The following is a 16,808-nucleotide window of genomic DNA, read 5'->3' as shown; positions in this document are numbered from 1 at the left end:
GGCATGGCGGATAGCCCATGCAAGCTCGTACCTATTTCCAAGCTTGTCTGTTTCTCCGCCAGGTCTAGGCGACATCAGACCTCCGAGATCACTTTCAACGTGGGATGCCGTATAGCGACACTCATAGCAGACTAGTGCAGGCTCGGCCGAGTGTGGGCACCGAGTGTGAGGCACTTGCGTCTATTTAAGTACACTCAAACGACTACGGGCCAAAATGCGATTACAACTAAAAGTAACCCTGTCCAGGAACTACACGTTGAACTTGAATTCAACGGCGTGTCGGCGCAAAGAAACCTTCCCGCTAAAGACAGCAAGTAAATCCAGAGAAGTACCGCAGGATGCGGTCATGGCGCTATCGCTCCCGGAACATCTAGCAACTCGGGAAGCAGTAGGGCACGGGAAGATGCGCGTCAAATGTACACCGCCCGCCAGGTCGAGTTGGGCACCAAGGTGCGCAAGCTGCTGGCGGACAAAGGCTACGTCTCCGTCGCCGCCCCCGGCTTCGAGGCCACCTCCATCGTGGTCATGTACGCCACCGCCCCGGAGCAGGCCAACGGATCCGCGTTCAAGCAGGCCGGCGTCCAGATCGCCAGCGGTGTTCCGCTGCAGGTCGGCGAGCCGGAGGGCTTTTCCGCCTTCCGCATCTGTCTGTTCGGCTTGGACAAGTGGGGCGATGTCGACGGCACCGTCGCGCGGTTCGCCGAGACGCTGGACAAGGTTGTCTCTGCCTAGCCGAAGGTCAACGAATACAGTTTCACGCCTGCCGTGGGCCGGATGTGCAGCACTCCCTCGGTGGGCGTGTCGCTTTTCGCAAGGTCGAGGGTTCCATCTGTGACCGGGAACGACTTTGTCGCACCGTCCGGATACTCGACCTCGATCTCGCCTTCACCCGAAACCACGAGCTGGACCCACTTGGCGAAGACGTTGATGTCCAGGTGTCCTCCACTGGTGGTCTGCACTGATTCCTCCTCGAGAATCCACGTCCCGTTCAAAGTGAACATGCCGCGCTCCGGAGCGGCCGGTTCACCGAAGTCGTGCTCGCCGTCGGTGTAACCGGGCTGCTTGGTGTACTCGGCGCGCGCAGTGCCGAGATAAGTTTCCGGGTTGCGGCCCTTCGTACCGCCTGCTGCTTCGCCGCTTTCGACCGGTTCGGGGAGGTCGACGTCGGGGTTGGCGTCGATGAGCAATTCACGCACGAGCTTTTCTGTTTCGGCGTAGCTTCCCTCCCCTTCCACGATCTGCCGGACGTTGCCGTGCTTGTCCACCAGGTAGCGGGCTGGCCAGTAGCGGTTGTTGAAATTCCTCCATGTAGCGAAGTCATTGTCCTGCGCCACCGGGTAGTGGATACCTTCCTTTTCTACGGCGTTGCGGACATTGCCCAGGTCGTGCTCGAAAGCGTACTCAGGGGAATGGACGCCGACGACGGTGAGGCCGGAATCGCGATAAGTGTCGTAAAGCTTGGTGATGTGCTCCCCCGCACGCTGACAGTTGATGCAGGCGTACGCCCAGAAATCAACGAGCATGACACCACCGTCCTGCGGGCTCGGCGGCTGGTCGGTGTTGATCCAGTTCGTCAGCCCCGCGAATTCCGGTGCCGGGCCACAATCCTGCAGCTGCGCGGGGTCGGCACGGCGGCACGACTGCAGTGAACCGCTCCCAGTTGGGCCGACCTTGCTGAGAGCGTCATTGGCCAAGTCCGAATTCTCAAAACGGTTCGACAGCGACGACGTCCAATTCGGCAGGGCACGCTGGATCGCCGCCGGCGCGTCGAGAGCCAACGCCACAGTGAAGACCAGGATGAGCACGCCGATGGCCTTACGGTGGCGCTGCACCGCGTCTACCTTGTCACCGATCTTGTTGCCCGCCAGGGCGAACACGAACAGCGGCAGCGCGGACCCAATCGCGAACGCGACAGTGAGCACCACCGTGTTCCAGCCGATCTGCCCAGTCGAGCCCGCCACCGTCACCGCTGCAAGCACCGGGCCCGCGCACGGAACGTACACCGCGCCAAGGGCCAGACCGATGAGAAAACCTCCCTTGCCGCGCGTTTTCTCCTGCAATGCCGTGGGGCGCGGAAGCGCGTCAAAGGGCTTCTGCAACACCTCCCCCACTGGCGGGAAAATCATTCCCAGCCCCACCCATGCCAGCAACACCACTCCCGCCCAGCGCAATACCGACTGTGGCAAATGCAGCGCACTAAGCAGAATCGTACCCAGCAGCGCGATCGCGGCGAAGCTCACGACCAAACCTGTCACCACGTGCGACGGTTTACGCCCGACGCTGACCCCCAGCACCACCGGCAACACTGGCAAAATGCACGGCGACAATGCCGTGATCACACCTCCGATGAATCCGACAAGAATCACGCTGATCATGAGTTTCCTCTACTTTCCGGTTGCCTTTCCTACACCCAGCACTACGGAGTGAGCACCCGCACCGGATTGGTCCAATCCGCATCAGCCCCCGGCTCCGTAGTACTCAGTGACGGGCCAGAAACACTGCGCCTGCGAACCGAAAAAGTGAAGGAGACGCTATGTCTATCAACCGCGCAATCGCCAGCGCCAGCGCCATCGTCATCGCCGCCGTCGGCCTCGTCGCATGCAACGACTCCGAGGAGAATATGGAGGACAAGATGGACGGCTCCATGACCCCGTCCTCCGATGCCATGATGAGCGAAGATTCCATGGCACCGTCTTCCGAGGCGATGATGAGCGAAGACAAAATGATGGAAGAATCCAAGTAGCACATGACCCAGGTGTTAGATTTAGAATCCGTGGATCCGGACCGTCTCTTAGAAAGCGTGCGCGCGGGCGATAAAGTCGCCTTCGCCGAGCTTTACGACGTTCTGGCCCCACAGATTCTAGGTCTCACCACCCACATCTTGCGTGACCGGGCCCAAGCGGAAGAGGTCACCCAAGAAGTCTTCGTGGAGGTATGGCTAAGCGCCCACACCTTCGACCCACACCGCGGCAGCGCCAAGTCATGGGTACTGCGGCTCGCCAAATCGCGCGCCATCGATCGGCTGCGGAGCTGGCGCAGCTCCCAAGCCCGCGACACCGACGATTTCAACAGTCAACTGACCACGTGGGTCGCTGCCGCTGAGGACGAAGCTCAACAGCGACTAGAGTCTGAGGAGCTACAAGAACTCATTGATTCAATCGGAGAGCCTCATCGAAGTGCGCTCATGCTCGCGTATTTTGGGGAACTCACCCACCAAGAAATCGCCGATGCCACTGGCGTCGCTCTCGGAACAGCCAAAACCCGGGTACGCGACGGGTTGCAAAAGCTTCGCAAGGCCGTGTCGTTGAAAGGAGGCCTGTGATGGATAAAGATATCGAGGACCTCTTCAATTCCGCAGCCACGCCGGTCACTCCGCCACCGGAGCTCAAACGCTCAATCATGGAGCGTATCGACGCTACCGACCAGGTCACAGACTTCGACACCGCGCGGAAGAACCGGTCCTGGCGACGTCTCACAACCGCCGCAGCAGCCGCCGTTGTGCTCATCGCCGGTGGCGGGTTCGCGGTCACCCAATTCACTGTCGACGAGTCACGCGAATCCGTGGCAGCCCAAGGCGTCGACGAAATGCACGCAATTATGGAGGCCGACGACGCGCGTCAAGGTCAGGCCGACGCGATGGGCGCGAGCCTCGACATCGCGATCAGCTCTGACATGGGCAAGGGCGGCGCCATGGTCAACGGCCAGCCAGCTCTCAACGACGGCATGGGTGCACAAGTGTGGGCAGTCATGGCTGACGGCGCCGTGGAATCGGCTGGAGTCATCGGCCAAGAACCCCACGACGACGTGTGGATGCCGCTGCCCGGTGGAACTGCTTCAGTCCTGGTAACCGAGGAAGTCGCCGTCGGCGCGGCGCAACCCACCGGCACGGTGCTGGCCAACGTGACGCTCTAGTGCCGGCTGCCTCCCTTGGCGCGCTTCAGGCCATTCGCGTTCTAAAAACCACAAAGCCCCGACCCAAAGTGGATGAGACGCGGTGGCAGGCCTAGCGTTAGTCCTATGACGTTGCCAAAGTTCGGTCCCGCTTGGGCCGGCGCTTTAATGGGAACCTCGATTGCGTCGAGTTTGACTGGGTTACATGGATTTCATGTAGCCGAGCTCGTGTTTGCGCTCATCGCGGCGGGCCTCCTCGTTGTGTTCACGGTCGGCGTGCGCAATGAGCCACCGCGGCACCAGAACATGGCGGCGTGGGGCATGTACGCGATGGGGCTGCTCGCGTGCGGCTCGGCGTGGACGGCACTCACGGGCAACGATGCGTTCCAGCTGGTCAGCTGGTGGATCGGCGCGCCACTGGCCATCATCGTGTGCTTGTGGCAACTCTGGGGTTTGTGGAAGCAGTCCGCGCACTACACCGAGCCAGCGTTCCCGTGGGGCTTGGCGCTCGTGTCCCCGATGGTCGCCGCGACATCCGCCGAGCAGCTCGCTACCCATCACGGCGAGTTTTATCACTACGCGGGTGAGCTGTGCTTCTTCCTCACGTTCTTCACCGCGATCCCACTCTTCCTCTACTGCTACTGGACCGGCACGCGCCCGCGTGGCGCCGCCGCGGGTACAGCGTGGATACCCCTCGGTGTTGTCGGCCAGTCGACGGCAGCATCGACATTGCTTTTCGACGCTCACCTTTACGGCCTCATCATGTTCACCCTCGGCGTACCGTGCGTCCTCTACGCCATGTACTGCTTCTACGAGGCTGTCCTCCATTGGGGTGTCTGCGCGGTGCGCTTTGGCTCCTGGGAACTAAGCCAATCTGGCGCTAGATGAACTAGTTAGCCGCGCTTCTCCGATGCCGTCGTCGTGGTGGTCCACGACGAGCTGGATCTGGATCCCGGGGAACTCCCCGTCCGGCACGCCCAAGACTCGGCGTAGCGGCCGCCCTTCGCCAGCAATTCATCGTGCGTGCCCCGTTCTGCGACCGTCCCTTCCTCCGAAAGCACGACGATGAGGTCGGCATCGCGGATGGTGTGCAGGCGATGGGCGACGACGATCACAGTGTGATCGCCGCGCAACGCCTCAATCGTGCCGACGATCGCCCGCTCAGTGGCCGCATCCAGCGAGGACGTCGGCTCGTCGAGAAGCACCACCGGGGAATCCTTCAGAAGCGCCCGGGCGATGGCGAGGCGCTGCCGCTCACCTCCCGACAGCAGCGTCCCCTCCTCCCCCACCGGGGTATCCCACCCGGAAGGCAGCAGCTCCACGATGCGGTCCACCCCGGAACGCCGGGCGGCCTCGCGCAAGCGGTCCCCGTCACCGGGCCTGGAACCGAATCCGGGGTCGGCGAAGACCACGTTGTCCCGCACGGACGCGTCGAAAAGAAACGTCTCCTGGAACACCGGGGTCACCAGCGAGTTCACGCCGTCGGTGCCGATCCGAGGCAAGGGCACCCCGCCGATGAGGATCTCCCCCGAGTCCGGATCATGAAACCGCGACAGCAGCCGCATGACCGTCGTCTTGCCCGCCCCCGAAGGTCCCACTATGGCAACCAGCGCTCCCTGAGGTGCACGGAAGCTGACGTCGTCGAGGACCTTCTTCTCCCCGTACCCGAAGCTCACGCCGCGGAACTCCACGTCATGCCCGTCGGGCAGCTCCGGTGCGGCAGGTTCGGGAAGGGCGGGGATTGCCCGCAGGTCACGCAACGCAGCTAACGTGTTGCGGCCCGCACCGAAACCGCCGGACAACGCTCCCGCCGTGGTGATCGGTCCGGTGAACTGGACGAGCACGATGAGTATCGACGCCAAATGCGTCGGCGCCATCCCACCCGTCGCGGCGACTGCCACGGCGACGATCACCGCCGCCGTGAACACCGCATGGACGACCGAACCCAACCGTCCGATGGCCGCCCCCTGCGTCGATGTCGCCTTCGCGAACGCATCGTGTTGGGCCTGGATAGCCTCATCCACCATCGCGTCCGCCGCCGAACCGTCGCCCGCGGCGCGAATCGCCTGCTGGCCGCGGGTGAACTCGATCAGCCTGCTGGAGACGGCAGCGACGGCCTCAGCATGCGCTTCGTCCGACTCCCCGCCGACCCGGCCAATGGCCCGGTAGGCGAAGAAGAGCACCGGCGCTGACGCGACAAGAACCAAACCGACGCGCCAATCCACCGCCAGAATTCCGAAGGCGATGACGGTCGGCGTAACCACCGCGGCGATGACGGGCCGCAGGATCACGTGCGGCACGGACGCCGCGAACGCGATACCCGACGACGCCATCTCCGAAAAGCGGCCGGCCGTGGACTTGGTGACGTACCCGAGTGGCAACGTCAGCACGCGTTCGCCCAGGGAATGCAGCAGGGACGACAGCACCGCTGCGGAATTCGCCCTGCCGACTGTCCCCGCGGCGAGGGACAGCACCGCATGGGCGGCCGCGAGGCCGGCTATGACGCCGGTGAAACGCCACGCCGTCGCATCATCTCCCTCGGCCAGAGCCGACAGCAGCGGCAGCAGCGCGACGAACGCCGCTCCCTGGGCCAGCGCGGCAAGCGTGGCCAACGCAATGAGCCACACCAGCGTCATTCTCGAGCGCCGATCCGTCATCGACCACAAGTCTCGAATCATCGGTTTCCCGCCTTTTCATCGTCTGATTCAGTACCCCGCGGGGCGGATGGTTCGTCGTCGAGCGCGAAGGCGCGCCACAAATCCCGGTAGCGGCCACCGCGCGCAAGCAACTCGTCGTGGGTACCCGCCTCCGCGACCGCTCCCCCATCGAGAACGAGGATGCGGTCGGCGTTGCGGATCGTGCTCAACCTGTGCGCGATCACAATCACCGTCCGCGAACGGGCCAAACGCTCGATTGCGGACTGGATGAGGGCCTCGGAAGCCGGATCCGCGTAAGCGGTTGCCTCGTCGAAGATGAGCACCGGCGCGTCCGTGACGATCGACCTCGCGATGGCTACGCGCTGCGCCTCACCACCGGAAAAGGTCACGTCGACGTTGACCACCGAATCCAGGCGCTTCGGCAGCGCCGCGATGACCGCATCGAGGTTCGCGAGCTTCGCGGCCGCCATGATTTCGTCGTCGGTGGCGTCTCTCCTGGCCAGCCGGATGTTCTCCCGCAACGGCAGCGTGAACAACTGCGGATCTTGGAACACCACCGACACCGAGCGGTGCACGTCGCGCACGGCGATGTCGCGAAGATCGACGCCGCCCAGTAGCACCGAGCCTTCAACGGGGTCGTGGAAACGCGCCAACAGCCGGGCGACGGTGGACTTTCCGGAACCGGAGGACCCCACCAGCGCAGTGAGGGTCCCTGGTTCGAACGTCGCGGACATCCCGTCGAGGACCCGCGGCCCATCGCCGTAGGAGAAGACCAGGTTCCGGACCTCGAGCGCGCCTCTGCGCGCGGGCACCGGCTCGGCGGGCTCGGCGATCGGCGGCGTGCTCAGCACCTCCGCGATGGATTTCAGGGCAGCGATCCCCGCGATGATGGGTTCGGAGTTCATGGCCACCCGCACGATCGCCGCGGAGAGTCCAAGGCTGAGAACCAGCCCGGCGACGAGACCCTCCGGTATGCCGCCCGCGGCGTCCCTCAGTGCGAGGCCGGCCCCGCACACCACCGCAAGGACTGTGGTCGGGGACGTCACCACGTCGATGAGCCCGAGATAGATGTTCGACTGCCGGGACCAGGCGGACCACGCGCGGACGAACGACAACGCCGCGGCATCGTAGCGACCCGCGCCCTGGTTGGCGCGTCCGAAGGACTTCATCACCGGGATACCGCGCACCAACTCGATGACCGCGGCCGTCACTTTTTCGGAGGCTCGCTCGTAGTCGCGCTGAAGACCGGCTCCGCGCGAAATCATCACGCCCATCAGGGCGAAGGTGACCAGCACCGGGACGACCGCCACCGCCGCGATCCGCCAATCCACCGCGACGAGCGCGATGAGGGAAAGCAGGGGAACCAGCACCGCCACCACGGTCTCACCGACGGTGTGGCCCATGAGCTGGTGGACAGCCGCGACGTCCTTCTCAACCGACTCGATGATTCCCGACGAGCGCCGGGCGTCCAGCCAGCCCAGCGGTAACTTCCGGATTTGGGCGACCAGCCGGCGCCGGAGGTGGAGCTGCAGGTCGTTATCCGCCCGGTGCGAGAGCATGCCGGCGGCGCCGTCCGCGGCCATGCGCACCGTTGCGGCGACGACGATGACAGCCACGGCCAACCACGTCCGATGCTCCGGGGCCTCCGGGTACGTCATCGCGATGTCGATGATGCCGACCAGCGAAGCGACGGTAGCCACCGACGACAGGACGGATAACGCGACCACCGCACGCATCCGGGTCCGAATCGGGGCGAGCAGCGACCACGGGCCTACGGTCCCGTCCACGGCGCTCACTTGCCCGCCTCCCCGATCGCGCTTTTCTTCGTGAGAGTGCAGAAGTACACCATGCCGGCGTGTGAGGCTCCGCCCAGCTTCAGCCCGTTGGCTTCGGCGAGGTCCTCGACCTCGCTGCCCCGGAACACCCGGTGGCCCATCTTCGCAACGACGGCCATGTCCACATGCTCGTTCACGTCGGGATCCTCGACGAACGTCTGCACGTAAGCGATGCCTCCATCGGCGAGCAGCCCGGCGACCCTGCCGAGCGCGGCTCCCGCATCCTTCATTTGGTGGAGCGCGCCACACACCCAGATTTCACAGGCCCCGCCGGGCTCTCCCGCGAGCGGCGTGAGGATGTCGGCAACGTGGAATTCCGTCCGGGCCCCAAGCCCGTCGGCGGCGGCGCGTTCGCGGGCGATGCGGATCGCATTGGGCGACAGGTCGTAGCCGACGATGTTCGCCCTGCGATAGCGAGACTCAGCGGCGAGCGTGCGGGCGAGCCACCCGGTTCCGCAACCGAGGTCGAGGACCCGGGCCGGCGCATCCGGCCCGGGATCCAGCGCACGGAGCTTCCGGTACACGGCGGCGTCCATCGGTTCGCGCGCATAGCGGCTGAGGAACCTCGGCTGGACCTTGTCCTCGTAGGCCGCGAGGAGCCTGCGGTTGTTCTGGACGATCTGGGCAATCGACTTCATCTGGTTCTGTCTCCGGGTGTGTGGGCCGCATCCACGCGGCGGTTTCGGGTTAGATGCTCGGATTCGCGGGCCGTCATGCAGACTCCCCCGGCCTCGTTTTCACGGCGATGCCCCACGCCGCGAGCACAGCGATGCCTAAGAACCAGGCCGCGCAGACCACCAGACCCGCAGCCCCGGTGCCGTTGACGGCCTCGCCGGCCGCGGATACGGGGGTGTGCCCGGCGATTCCGCGCAGGAGGGGACGGAAGTGGTCGGCGGGCATGAGCACCGTGTTGACGAACATCGCAACGATGATTAACGGGATGAGGGCCACGGAACCCTGGGGGCTGGTGATGGAGAACGCGATGTACGTGCCGGTGCATGCGGCCGCCGCGGCAACCATCGCGCCGGTCACCGCGATCCTCCACCACCAGGACACCTCCGGTGGGCCGTCGGAAAGCAAGGCGGCCACCGCCGCGACGACGGCCGTCATCGCCATGATCCGGATGAACTCGGCAATGATCCGTGCGGCCGGCACGGCCGCGTACGGCGCCGGCATGGTGATCAACCGCTCGTGGAAGCCATTGCTGCGTTCAACGAACACGGTGGATGATCCCGTGATGGCCAGGATGAACGCCCACGCCGTCACGACCAGGATGACCGCGTTCCGGAGTTCGAACTCTCCGGTGAGCTGCCTGACCAGGCCACCGAACATGCGGTTGACGATGAACAGGTACACGAGCGGAGCAATGAACGTCATGAACCAGAAGTCGGGGCGCCGCAGCCAAATGTGGGCGATGCGCCGCAGATGCACGAAGATGGCGCCAATCATGATTCGCTCCTCGAGGTGAACCGGCGGATGAACAGGACGATTCCGGCGACCGCCGCGACACCGAGCCACAGGGCGGCCTCTTCCCCGGCGCGATCCGGGAAGGCGTCCGGGGACGCCGCCCTAATCACCTCGATCACCGGCGAAAAAGGCATGTGGCGCACGACGTCGCGAAGGGAGCCGTCCAAAGCGGTCGCCGGAATGAACGCGGTGGAGAACATGAGCAGCAGCATTTCCAGCGCCTGGATCGATGAGGCCGTCGACACCGGGGTGGGCACCATCAGGATCACCCCGTCCGTGACCAGGGACAGGACCGCCGCGGCGAGCAGCGACCACAGGACAGTCCACGCGACGTCACCGACAGCCATGTCGAGGCCGCAGGCCCACGCGACGACCAGCAGCGCCGCGATCGACGCGGACATCCGCAGCACATCGGTGACGAGCCTGCCGGCGACATAGCCGCCTGTGGCCCCGGGCAACACGCGCACGCGGTCAACGAGCCCGGATTCGACGTCCTGTCCCACCGCCATCGCCGACGCCGCGGCGGTGAACATCGCCGCCTGGAACAGGCAGCCGCCGAGCACGAAACGCAGGTACCCGAAGCCGGATTGCTCCGCCGAGTACCCGAACACCGCGTACAGGCACAGCAGGAAGAGGGGCGGAACCACGAACATGGAGATCAGCGACGCGGTGTTGCGTCGCAACAGCAGCAGATCCCGACGGAGAAACGCCGCGACCGACGTCGCACTCATCGCGCCGCACCCCCTGCGTTCATCGATATGAACACCTCGTTGAGGGTGGGCGGCGACACGCTCAGCGAATCCGGCAACGCTTCCGAGGCCTCCATCGCCTGCGCCACCGCCTCGAGGACCCGCGGTCCGGGGTCGACGTCGAGGGACACCGACTTCCCCGCGACGCGGGCGCCGTCCAGGCACGTTCCCCCGAGGCAGCGGGCGAACGCCTCCGCCTCGGCGGCGGTGGCGAAGGACACGCGGAGCACGTGCGACCCGAAGGCGCGGCGCAATTCCTCCGGCGTTCCGCTGGCGACGATGCGGCGATCCTTGAGCAGATGGACGTGGTCTGCCAGCGCCTCCGCCTCTTCCAGGTACTGGGTGGTCAGCACCAGGGTCATTCCGTCGTCCCGCAGTTGCCGGATGAAGCCCCACAGCTCTTCGCGGCTGACCGGGTCCAGCCCCGTCGTGGGTTCGTCGAGGAACAGCAGCCTGGGCACGACGCACAGCGACGCGGCGATGTCGAGGCGGCGCCGCATGCCACCCGAATAGGCCGACGCCAGCGTCGAGGCACTGTCTGCGAGCGAGAATTGCGCGAGCAGTTCCGTCGCGCGGGCGGCCGCGGCGGCGCGGTCGAGTCCGCGCAGCCGCCCGAAGAACTCCAGGTTCTCCCGGCCGGTGAGGTTCTCGTCGATCGCCGCGAATTGGCCGGTGGTGGCAATGTCAGCGCGCACGCCCGCCGGGTCCTCTTTCACGTCGCGCGAGAAGATGCTCACCTCGCCGGAGTCGGCGGTGATGAGCGTCGACAGGATTCGGATGAGGGTGGTCTTGCCTGCACCGTTGTGGCCGAGGAATGACACGATCGCCCCGGTGGGCACGGTGAAACTCACGCCGTCGAGCACATGCTTGCGCATCCGGGCACCGCGCTTTCCCTTGCGCCCGCCGTCCGGCGGGGCACCTGCCCCGCCTTCGGGCGGGGTGCCCGCTTTGCCCGCAATCGGGTAGCTCTTCGTGAGGTCGCGGACGACGATCGCCGCACCTCGTTCAGCTTGATCCGTCATCGTTTCCCCTTTTCTTTGGTATCGCAGTGGGCCGCTGTCGGCAGCGGCCCCGTGGTCGGGTTGTCATGTGGCACCTCGATATGGATGCCCGCATCGCGGGCGAAGGCGAGGACCGGTTCGAGGAGCCGGGGGTGGCCGACGAGATCCCGGCACCCCGGCGCGACCGGCTTCCCCGCGACCGCCACAACGGTGGCGGCAGCAATCGCCGCGGTCATTTTGTAGGAACCCGGGCCGGTCGCCCGGACGACGGTCGTCTCGGCCGCCGGCCCCGCATCGCCCGCGCCGGCGGAGGACAGTGCGACGACCAGCTCGGCGGGTTGCGGAGTGCCCTTCGCCCGCGCCTTCCGCGATGTCACGGCCGCCCCGAGACGGGCGAGCAGACCGGAGACAACGGGCATCGAGTACAGTCTCGACGTGCGGATTTTCTCCACCGACTCATCGGGGAGGGCATCGAAGGCGACGTGGTAGGAATATCCACGGATCGAGGGGCACACCTCGCGTACGACGTCGATGTCCGGGCATTCGTAGCTGATTCCGCTTTGCGACGACACCGGGTTGCGCCGCACCTCGACGATGGTGCCGCCGAGCATCGTGCGGTATCCGCCGCGGATAGTCCGGAACATCGACTCGACCGACGCGGCCCCGGATTCCTGGTCGGCGCCAATTCGCAGATCGACCCGCACATCGCGGACCTCTTCGGCCCCCGCAGCGCGGGCCCCGAGCATCAACAGGGCCGTCGACAAGCCCGGGCACAGGCCGAACCCGGTGAGCACGGGAACCCCCTCCCGCCGAGCATCCCCGTCGAGGGCCATGATCGCGCGGCGGGCGTCGATCGAATCGTTGACGTCGATGTACCCGGTGCCTGAGTCGATGCAAGCACGGGCGAGTGAGTCTGCATGCACCTCGAACGGGCCGGTGCAGTTGACCACCCAATCGTGTTTGCGGAAGACCCTGCAGATCTCGTTGTGGCCGGCGGCGATCCTCAGCGGGAAGTGCCGCCCCGGGCCATCGTCCGGTTTCTGCCGGGAAGTGTAGGCCAGCTCAATCCCATCGACGACGCCGAGCATCCCCCGGACGAGCCGTCCGGTGACGCCGGTACCTCCGGCCACCAGCACTTTCACGGGTTCGCCCGCGTCGCGGTCCCGTGCTTCCCCGCCGTTTCGTCGGTCAGTCATGTTCCATTTCGTTTCCCCGGTCCCGCGACCGGTCGATTCCTTCGGACGACGGGTCCGCTGCCCTGTCGTCCGTTTCCGGCGCCTGGCGCCGGCGTTCGATGTACTCCCCGATGAGGGCCCCGGTCAGCGCGGCATCCTCTCCGAGGACGAACGAATAGTGGTTTCCCGCGACGCCGGCGACGCAGAGGTCATCGACGAGGTGGTCCCGCCACTGGTCGTGGTTGTGAGCCTCGCCGTCATCGGGGAAAACGAACAACGCCTCCCTCACCCGACCCTCGGGCCGGTACCGGGTGCGGGCATCGATGAGCGAGCGCAGCGAGTTGAACTCCGTCGCCGTCACCCGGTCGCCGGAAAGCCCAAGGTCCTCCAGGAGCGTCGGTGCGACTGCTGCGGCCAGGGCACGCAGACGGGCCCCCCGTTCCCCGTCGGTCTCATCGACCCCGCCGAACTCCGCCCAGAGGCGGGCAACCGGCGTTCCGTGCGGGAGATCGGCGATCGAGGGCGCCACCCGGGACAGCAGCCCCTTTTCGGATTCCGCGCCGAAATCCCCGACGTCGACCGCGATCCCCGGAGCCAGGCTGTCGAGAAACACCAGCGCGGGATCAAGATCGGCCCCCTTTTTCGTCTCATCGGCCTTGTCCCGAAGCACGTCGCTGATGGTCCGGATCGTGTTCATTGGTACCTCTTTCGGTTGTCGGCGCCATGCCGGTGCCGGGCGGACCGGGCCCGCATGGCGTGACCCGGAGGATGTGTCTGAAGGGTTGAAAGGGTGAAGCAACTGGGTGGGGCGCGTCTCCGCACAAGCTCGGAAACGCTCGCGGGCCCGGGACCCGCCGGTTCCGGGCGTCCGTCAAGTCACTGCGGACACCAGGGCGGCGACGAAGGCCGCGGCGGACGCTGCGGCCGCGAATCCGTCACGCACTCGCCAGGGGTGATCGGTGCGGAAGGTGCGCCGCGGATGGCGGCCGAAGTTGCGCATCGCCAGGGTCAAGGACAGCTTTTCGGCGCAGCGCACGGCGCTGACGAACAAGGGAAAGGCGATGCGCGCGGGCGTCGTCGCGCGAATGAAGCCGGAGCGGAAAGACTGCCCCGGTCGCATCGAGCGCAATCTAATCGCCCATGTCAGATGGGGGATTTCGCTGCGCAGGAACGCCGCGATGCTCATCCCGGAAATCGCTATGGTGCACCATGTGTAGGGCACCCGGAAGCGTTGCACCATGGCGTCGAAAAGCTCCTCGACGCGCATGCACGCGGAGACCAGGACCGTCCCCGCGAACACGGCCGTCAGCAGCAGTCCGTGATGGATGCCGTGGCGGACGGCCTCCGCCGGATCCCCACCGCCGTAGAACTCGGAGCGCCACCCGAGCAGGCCGAAGAACACCCCGATCAACAGGACGAGGAGGACCTTCCCCGCCGTCGCCCGAACGTCGCGCTCCGCGATTGCAGCGAGTGCGAGGAACGCGACCCCCGTCAGCGCGAGAACGGCGTCTCCGCCGGAGAGCAGCCCGGCGACGAGGACGAGCATCACCGCCGCGACGATCGTGATGGCGTTCAACCCCGCGCGCCTCCGAGCGGCGGATTCACCGGTCCAGGGGCTTTCGTCCCCGGACGTCCGTGCGCCGGCCGCGGGCAGTGCGCGATCCCGCCGGGACGACTCCGGGGCAGCCGGCACGTCGGCCGCGGGACCGGACCAGGCGACCTTCCCTTCGGCGACGATGCTCGCCCGATCCGCCCACGTTCGCGCGACACGGCGATCGTGGCACGTGAACACAACGGTTCCGCCGGCCCCGGCGTATTCCGCCAGCGCATCCAGCACGATGCGCGCGCTCGGCGAATCCAGGTGCGCCAACGGCTCGTCGAGAAGCAGCAAACGGCGATTGGCCGCCACCGCCAGGAAGATGCCCAACCGTCTTTTCTGTCCGCCCGACAGGACGAACGGCGAGACGGGGTCAAGTGCCCGGGGGAACAGGGCTTCCCGCAGTTTCCGCAGCTCATCGGTGCCGAGTGGCCCGTGCGGGTCCGTGCCGGCCAGCGCGGAGTCGATTTCCGCGGCGACGGTCGCGCGGGTGAACTGGTGCTCGGGGTTCTGGAACGCCCACGACGCGAAGGCGTCGGGGACGCGCCAGGCGGACGCGCCGTCGATCCGGAGGTCCGCTCCCGCCTTCATCTGGCCCGACAGCACCGCCAGCAAGGTGGACTTACCGGCTCCGTTGGCGCCGACTAGGGCATGAATCTCGCCCCGTTCCAGTGTCAGATCGGCCCCGTTCAGGATCTTCTCCCCGCCTCGGGCCACGTGGGTTCCGGTCAAGGCCAGCAGTGGAACGGCATCCGCCTCCGATTCCGGATCGGTGCCATTCCCGGCCCTCCGGGACTTTCGCCGCCGGTCCGGACCGGGACGGTCCGGTGCCCCCGTGCCCTGCGTACTGGCGTCCGGCGTTCCGGCGGTCGCGGCCGTCGTCGCAATGCCCTTCACCGCGATGCTATCCGGCGCTCCGTGGGCGGCGACGCTCCCGTCCGCATCGAGGATCGTCACCGTGTCGACCCACCCGTCGAACGGGCGGAGGTCGTGCTCGATGAGCAGGATGACGCGCCCCGGGGCCCGCAAGTCACGGATGGCGGCGAACAGCGACCGGCGACCGTCCTCGTCGACGTGGGCCGCGGGCTCGTCGAAGATCATGACCTCCGGCGCCCTGGCCACCGCACCGGCGATGGCCATCCGCTGGCGTTGCCCGCCCGACAAAGCCCACGGATCCTTCTCTGCGAGCTCTGACAGCCCGAGCTCCGCTAGGGCCTCGGCTGATCGCTTGGCGACGATGCCGGCTTCCACGAGGGAAAACTCGAGGGCCATGGACACGTCATCGACGACTCGGAGCGTGAGCACCTGCGTCGCCGGGTCTTGCCCGACGAAGGTGACCCGGTCCCGGTCCACGGGGCATTCGGTGCCGTCGGCATCGACGATGTGCACGGATCCGGCATGGTCGATGGGGATGTGCGAGGGTATCAGTCCAGCGATGAGGTGGGCCAGGCTCGTCTTTCCGCATCCCACGGGTCCCGTGATGGCGTTGATCGTGCCGAAATCGAAGGAGAGGTCCACCATGTCGGGTGCCCATCGCCCATCGGCGTGCCGCACTCCCGCGCCACTGACCCGCAACCGGGCCGGGGCCGTCCCGCGTGTCGCACCGGCGCACGCGGGCGCTCCGCCGGTCATCGGGTGACCCCGCGGCTGCGGAGCCCCTTTGCGACGGCAAAGCCCAGGACCAAAAACACCAGGCTCGATGCCAAGGCTACGGCGAAGCTGATCAGGGCCATGGGCGTGGTCGGCGAGTCGACGCCGACGGCACGCGGGGCCATCGTTCCCATCAGCGCGGAGAATAACATCGCCGACGCCACGAACTGGGGACGCGTCCACCGCCGGTACAGGGTGACCATGAACGGAAGCTCGATGAGCAATCCTTCCATGATCAGCGCCCCGATCGCGGCGACGCCGAACGGGGTGGTCGCCGCGGACACGACGCCCATGGCAAGGCACGCGATGAGGCTCGCGCCAGGCTTGCGGACGACGATGAGGGGAACGACGCACGGCAGGAACCACAACCCGAGCGTCGCCGCGACGAGATAAACGTGGGCGATGCCGGCGAACACCTGCAGGTAGGTCAGGGGCACGACGATGAGAGACCCCGCGACGCCGATCGCGGCGGCGACGAGCATGTCGCGGGTGGATGGTCGGCCACCCACTGCGACCGGTGCGACGTGTACCAACCGCCCGTCGTCCGTCTGCGACGCCACCGCGTCGCCGTCGCCCGTCCCGTCCGGGCCCGCGTCCCCGACTCCCCCTCCGGAGAGGGGTTCTCTGGTCGATCCACGTTTTCTGTTCATCGTCGCCGCCTCGCTTCCGTTGCCGATTCCCGATCGGGACCATAACTTGAAACAGTATTAGGTTAGGCAATCCTTATCAACTTATGCCAGACTCGAATTATTGACTTTGCCCCCGTTCCCCCCCATTTCGTTGTTA

16 protein-coding genes are annotated in these 16,808 nt (G+C 66.2%); 5 read left to right on the top strand and 11 right to left on the bottom strand.

Features of this window, described 5'->3' with window-relative positions:
• Nucleotides 1–414: 414 nt before the first annotated feature.
• Nucleotides 415–732 (top strand): hypothetical protein, encoded by a 318-nt coding sequence (locus KBP54_RS04225; RefSeq protein ID WP_070484391.1) that lies wholly within the window; start codon nt 415–417, stop codon nt 730–732.
• On the opposite strand, the gene KBP54_RS04220 is transcribed toward KBP54_RS04225, so the two are convergent.
• The gene (locus KBP54_RS04220) at nt 729–2,375 is read right to left on the bottom strand and encodes a cytochrome c biogenesis protein CcdA (protein ID WP_070484384.1); all 1,647 of its coding nucleotides are present in this window, start codon (nt 2,373–2,375) and stop codon (nt 729–731) included. The genes KBP54_RS04225 and KBP54_RS04220 overlap by 4 nt on opposite strands.
• Before the next feature lie 158 nt (nt 2,376–2,533).
• Here KBP54_RS04220 and KBP54_RS04215 point away from each other — a divergent pair, with 158 nt between their 5' ends.
• The 4 genes from KBP54_RS04215 (at nt 2,534) to KBP54_RS04200 (ending at nt 4,779) form a co-directional block, all read left to right on the top strand.
• The gene (locus KBP54_RS04215) at nt 2,534–2,743 is read left to right on the top strand and encodes a hypothetical protein (RefSeq protein ID WP_143000854.1); all 210 of its coding nucleotides are present in this window, start codon (nt 2,534–2,536) and stop codon (nt 2,741–2,743) included.
• A 3-nt stretch (nt 2,744–2,746) separates the two neighbouring features.
• Entirely contained in the window at nt 2,747–3,322 is a 576-nt protein-coding gene (locus tag KBP54_RS04210) for a sigma-70 family RNA polymerase sigma factor (protein WP_256000398.1), read from the top strand.
• Complete coding sequence (locus KBP54_RS04205; RefSeq protein WP_070976205.1) at nt 3,322–3,912, top strand: anti-sigma factor; 591 nt, start codon at nt 3,322–3,324, stop codon at nt 3,910–3,912. Before KBP54_RS04210 ends, KBP54_RS04205 begins: the two co-directional genes overlap by 1 nt.
• Nucleotides 3,913–4,017: 105 nt before the next feature.
• A complete protein-coding gene (locus tag KBP54_RS04200) occupies nt 4,018–4,779 on the top strand; it encodes an SLAC1 family transporter (RefSeq protein WP_083329495.1) in 762 nt (253 codons plus the stop codon).
• Nucleotides 4,780–4,784: 5 nt separating this feature from the next.
• Here KBP54_RS04200 and KBP54_RS04195 read toward each other — a convergent pair whose 3' ends face one another.
• The 10 genes from KBP54_RS04195 to KBP54_RS04150 form a co-directional block, all read right to left on the bottom strand.
• The gene (locus KBP54_RS04195; RefSeq protein ID WP_255366177.1) at nt 4,785–6,527 is read right to left on the bottom strand and encodes an ABC transporter ATP-binding protein; all 1,743 of its coding nucleotides are present in this window, start codon (nt 6,525–6,527) and stop codon (nt 4,785–4,787) included.
• A gap of 38 nt (nt 6,528–6,565) precedes the next feature.
• Nucleotides 6,566–8,344, bottom strand: a complete 1,779-nt coding sequence (locus KBP54_RS04190) for an ABC transporter ATP-binding protein (protein ID WP_070777730.1) — start codon at nt 8,342–8,344, stop codon at nt 6,566–6,568.
• Nucleotides 8,341–9,021, bottom strand: coding sequence for a class I SAM-dependent methyltransferase (locus KBP54_RS04185; RefSeq protein WP_068538777.1), 681 nt, complete (start codon nt 9,019–9,021; stop codon nt 8,341–8,343). The genes KBP54_RS04190 and KBP54_RS04185 overlap by 4 nt, the downstream gene beginning before the upstream one ends.
• A 73-nt stretch (nt 9,022–9,094) precedes the next feature.
• Nucleotides 9,095–9,832: an ABC transporter permease gene (locus KBP54_RS04180; protein WP_052205195.1), complete on the bottom strand. Its 738-nt coding sequence runs from the start codon at nt 9,830–9,832 to the stop codon at nt 9,095–9,097.
• On the bottom strand, nt 9,829–10,581 hold the full coding sequence (locus KBP54_RS04175; RefSeq protein ID WP_070976203.1) for an ABC transporter permease: 753 nt from the start codon (nt 10,579–10,581) through the stop codon (nt 9,829–9,831). Before KBP54_RS04175 ends, KBP54_RS04180 begins: the two co-directional genes overlap by 4 nt.
• Nucleotides 10,578–11,621, bottom strand: a complete 1,044-nt coding sequence (locus KBP54_RS04170; RefSeq protein ID WP_034666007.1) for an ABC transporter ATP-binding protein — start codon at nt 11,619–11,621, stop codon at nt 10,578–10,580. The genes KBP54_RS04175 and KBP54_RS04170 overlap by 4 nt, the downstream gene beginning before the upstream one ends.
• On the bottom strand, nt 11,618–12,796 hold the full coding sequence (locus KBP54_RS04165) for a saccharopine dehydrogenase family protein (RefSeq protein ID WP_034666009.1): 1,179 nt from the start codon (nt 12,794–12,796) through the stop codon (nt 11,618–11,620). Before KBP54_RS04165 ends, KBP54_RS04170 begins: the two co-directional genes overlap by 4 nt.
• Nucleotides 12,789–13,472: a hypothetical protein gene (locus tag KBP54_RS04160; protein ID WP_070764469.1), complete on the bottom strand. Its 684-nt coding sequence runs from the start codon at nt 13,470–13,472 to the stop codon at nt 12,789–12,791. The genes KBP54_RS04165 and KBP54_RS04160 overlap by 8 nt, the downstream gene beginning before the upstream one ends.
• A 174-nt stretch (nt 13,473–13,646) precedes the next feature.
• Nucleotides 13,647–15,893, bottom strand: coding sequence for an ATP-binding cassette domain-containing protein (locus KBP54_RS04155; protein ID WP_218079184.1), 2,247 nt, complete (start codon nt 15,891–15,893; stop codon nt 13,647–13,649).
• 107 nt (nt 15,894–16,000) lie between these two features.
• Complete coding sequence (locus KBP54_RS04150) at nt 16,001–16,582, bottom strand: ECF transporter S component (RefSeq protein ID WP_068538850.1); 582 nt, start codon at nt 16,580–16,582, stop codon at nt 16,001–16,003.
• Nucleotides 16,583–16,808: the final 226 nt, after the last annotated feature.

Origin of the sequence: Corynebacterium pseudogenitalium (assembly GCF_024453815.1) — a bacterium.
GTDB lineage: Bacteria > Actinomycetota > Actinomycetes > Mycobacteriales > Mycobacteriaceae > Corynebacterium > Corynebacterium pseudogenitalium.
The sequence above is the reverse complement of the archived record's forward strand: the minus strand, read 5'-3'. Positions and strand labels throughout refer to the sequence as shown.

What these genes read in the sequence shown, in the direction of transcription:
- KBP54_RS04225 (WP_070484391.1), top strand. Translation starts at nt 415, where the DNA reads ATGTACACCGCCCGCCAGGTCGAGTTGGGCACCAAGGTGCGCAAGCTG.
- KBP54_RS04220 (WP_070484384.1), bottom strand. Translation starts at nt 2,375, where the DNA reads ATGATCAGCGTGATTCTTGTCGGATTCATCGGAGGTGTGATCACGGCA.
- KBP54_RS04215 (WP_143000854.1), top strand. Translation starts at nt 2,534, where the DNA reads ATGTCTATCAACCGCGCAATCGCCAGCGCCAGCGCCATCGTCATCGCC.
- KBP54_RS04210 (WP_256000398.1), top strand. Translation starts at nt 2,747, where the DNA reads ATGACCCAGGTGTTAGATTTAGAATCCGTGGATCCGGACCGTCTCTTA.
- KBP54_RS04205 (WP_070976205.1), top strand. Translation starts at nt 3,322, where the DNA reads ATGGATAAAGATATCGAGGACCTCTTCAATTCCGCAGCCACGCCGGTC.
- KBP54_RS04200 (WP_083329495.1), top strand. Translation starts at nt 4,018, where the DNA reads ATGACGTTGCCAAAGTTCGGTCCCGCTTGGGCCGGCGCTTTAATGGGA.
- KBP54_RS04195 (WP_255366177.1), bottom strand. Translation starts at nt 6,527, where the DNA reads ATGACGCTGGTGTGGCTCATTGCGTTGGCCACGCTTGCCGCGCTGGCC.
- KBP54_RS04185 (WP_068538777.1), bottom strand. Translation starts at nt 9,021, where the DNA reads ATGAAGTCGATTGCCCAGATCGTCCAGAACAACCGCAGGCTCCTCGCG.
- KBP54_RS04180 (WP_052205195.1), bottom strand. Translation starts at nt 9,832, where the DNA reads ATGATTGGCGCCATCTTCGTGCATCTGCGGCGCATCGCCCACATTTGG.
- KBP54_RS04175 (WP_070976203.1), bottom strand. Translation starts at nt 10,581, where the DNA reads ATGAGTGCGACGTCGGTCGCGGCGTTTCTCCGTCGGGATCTGCTGCTG.
- KBP54_RS04170 (WP_034666007.1), bottom strand. Translation starts at nt 11,621, where the DNA reads ATGACGGATCAAGCTGAACGAGGTGCGGCGATCGTCGTCCGCGACCTC.
- KBP54_RS04165 (WP_034666009.1), bottom strand. Translation starts at nt 12,796, where the DNA reads ATGACTGACCGACGAAACGGCGGGGAAGCACGGGACCGCGACGCGGGC.
- KBP54_RS04160 (WP_070764469.1), bottom strand. Translation starts at nt 13,472, where the DNA reads ATGAACACGATCCGGACCATCAGCGACGTGCTTCGGGACAAGGCCGAT.
- KBP54_RS04155 (WP_218079184.1), bottom strand. Translation starts at nt 15,893, where the DNA reads ATGGTGGACCTCTCCTTCGATTTCGGCACGATCAACGCCATCACGGGA.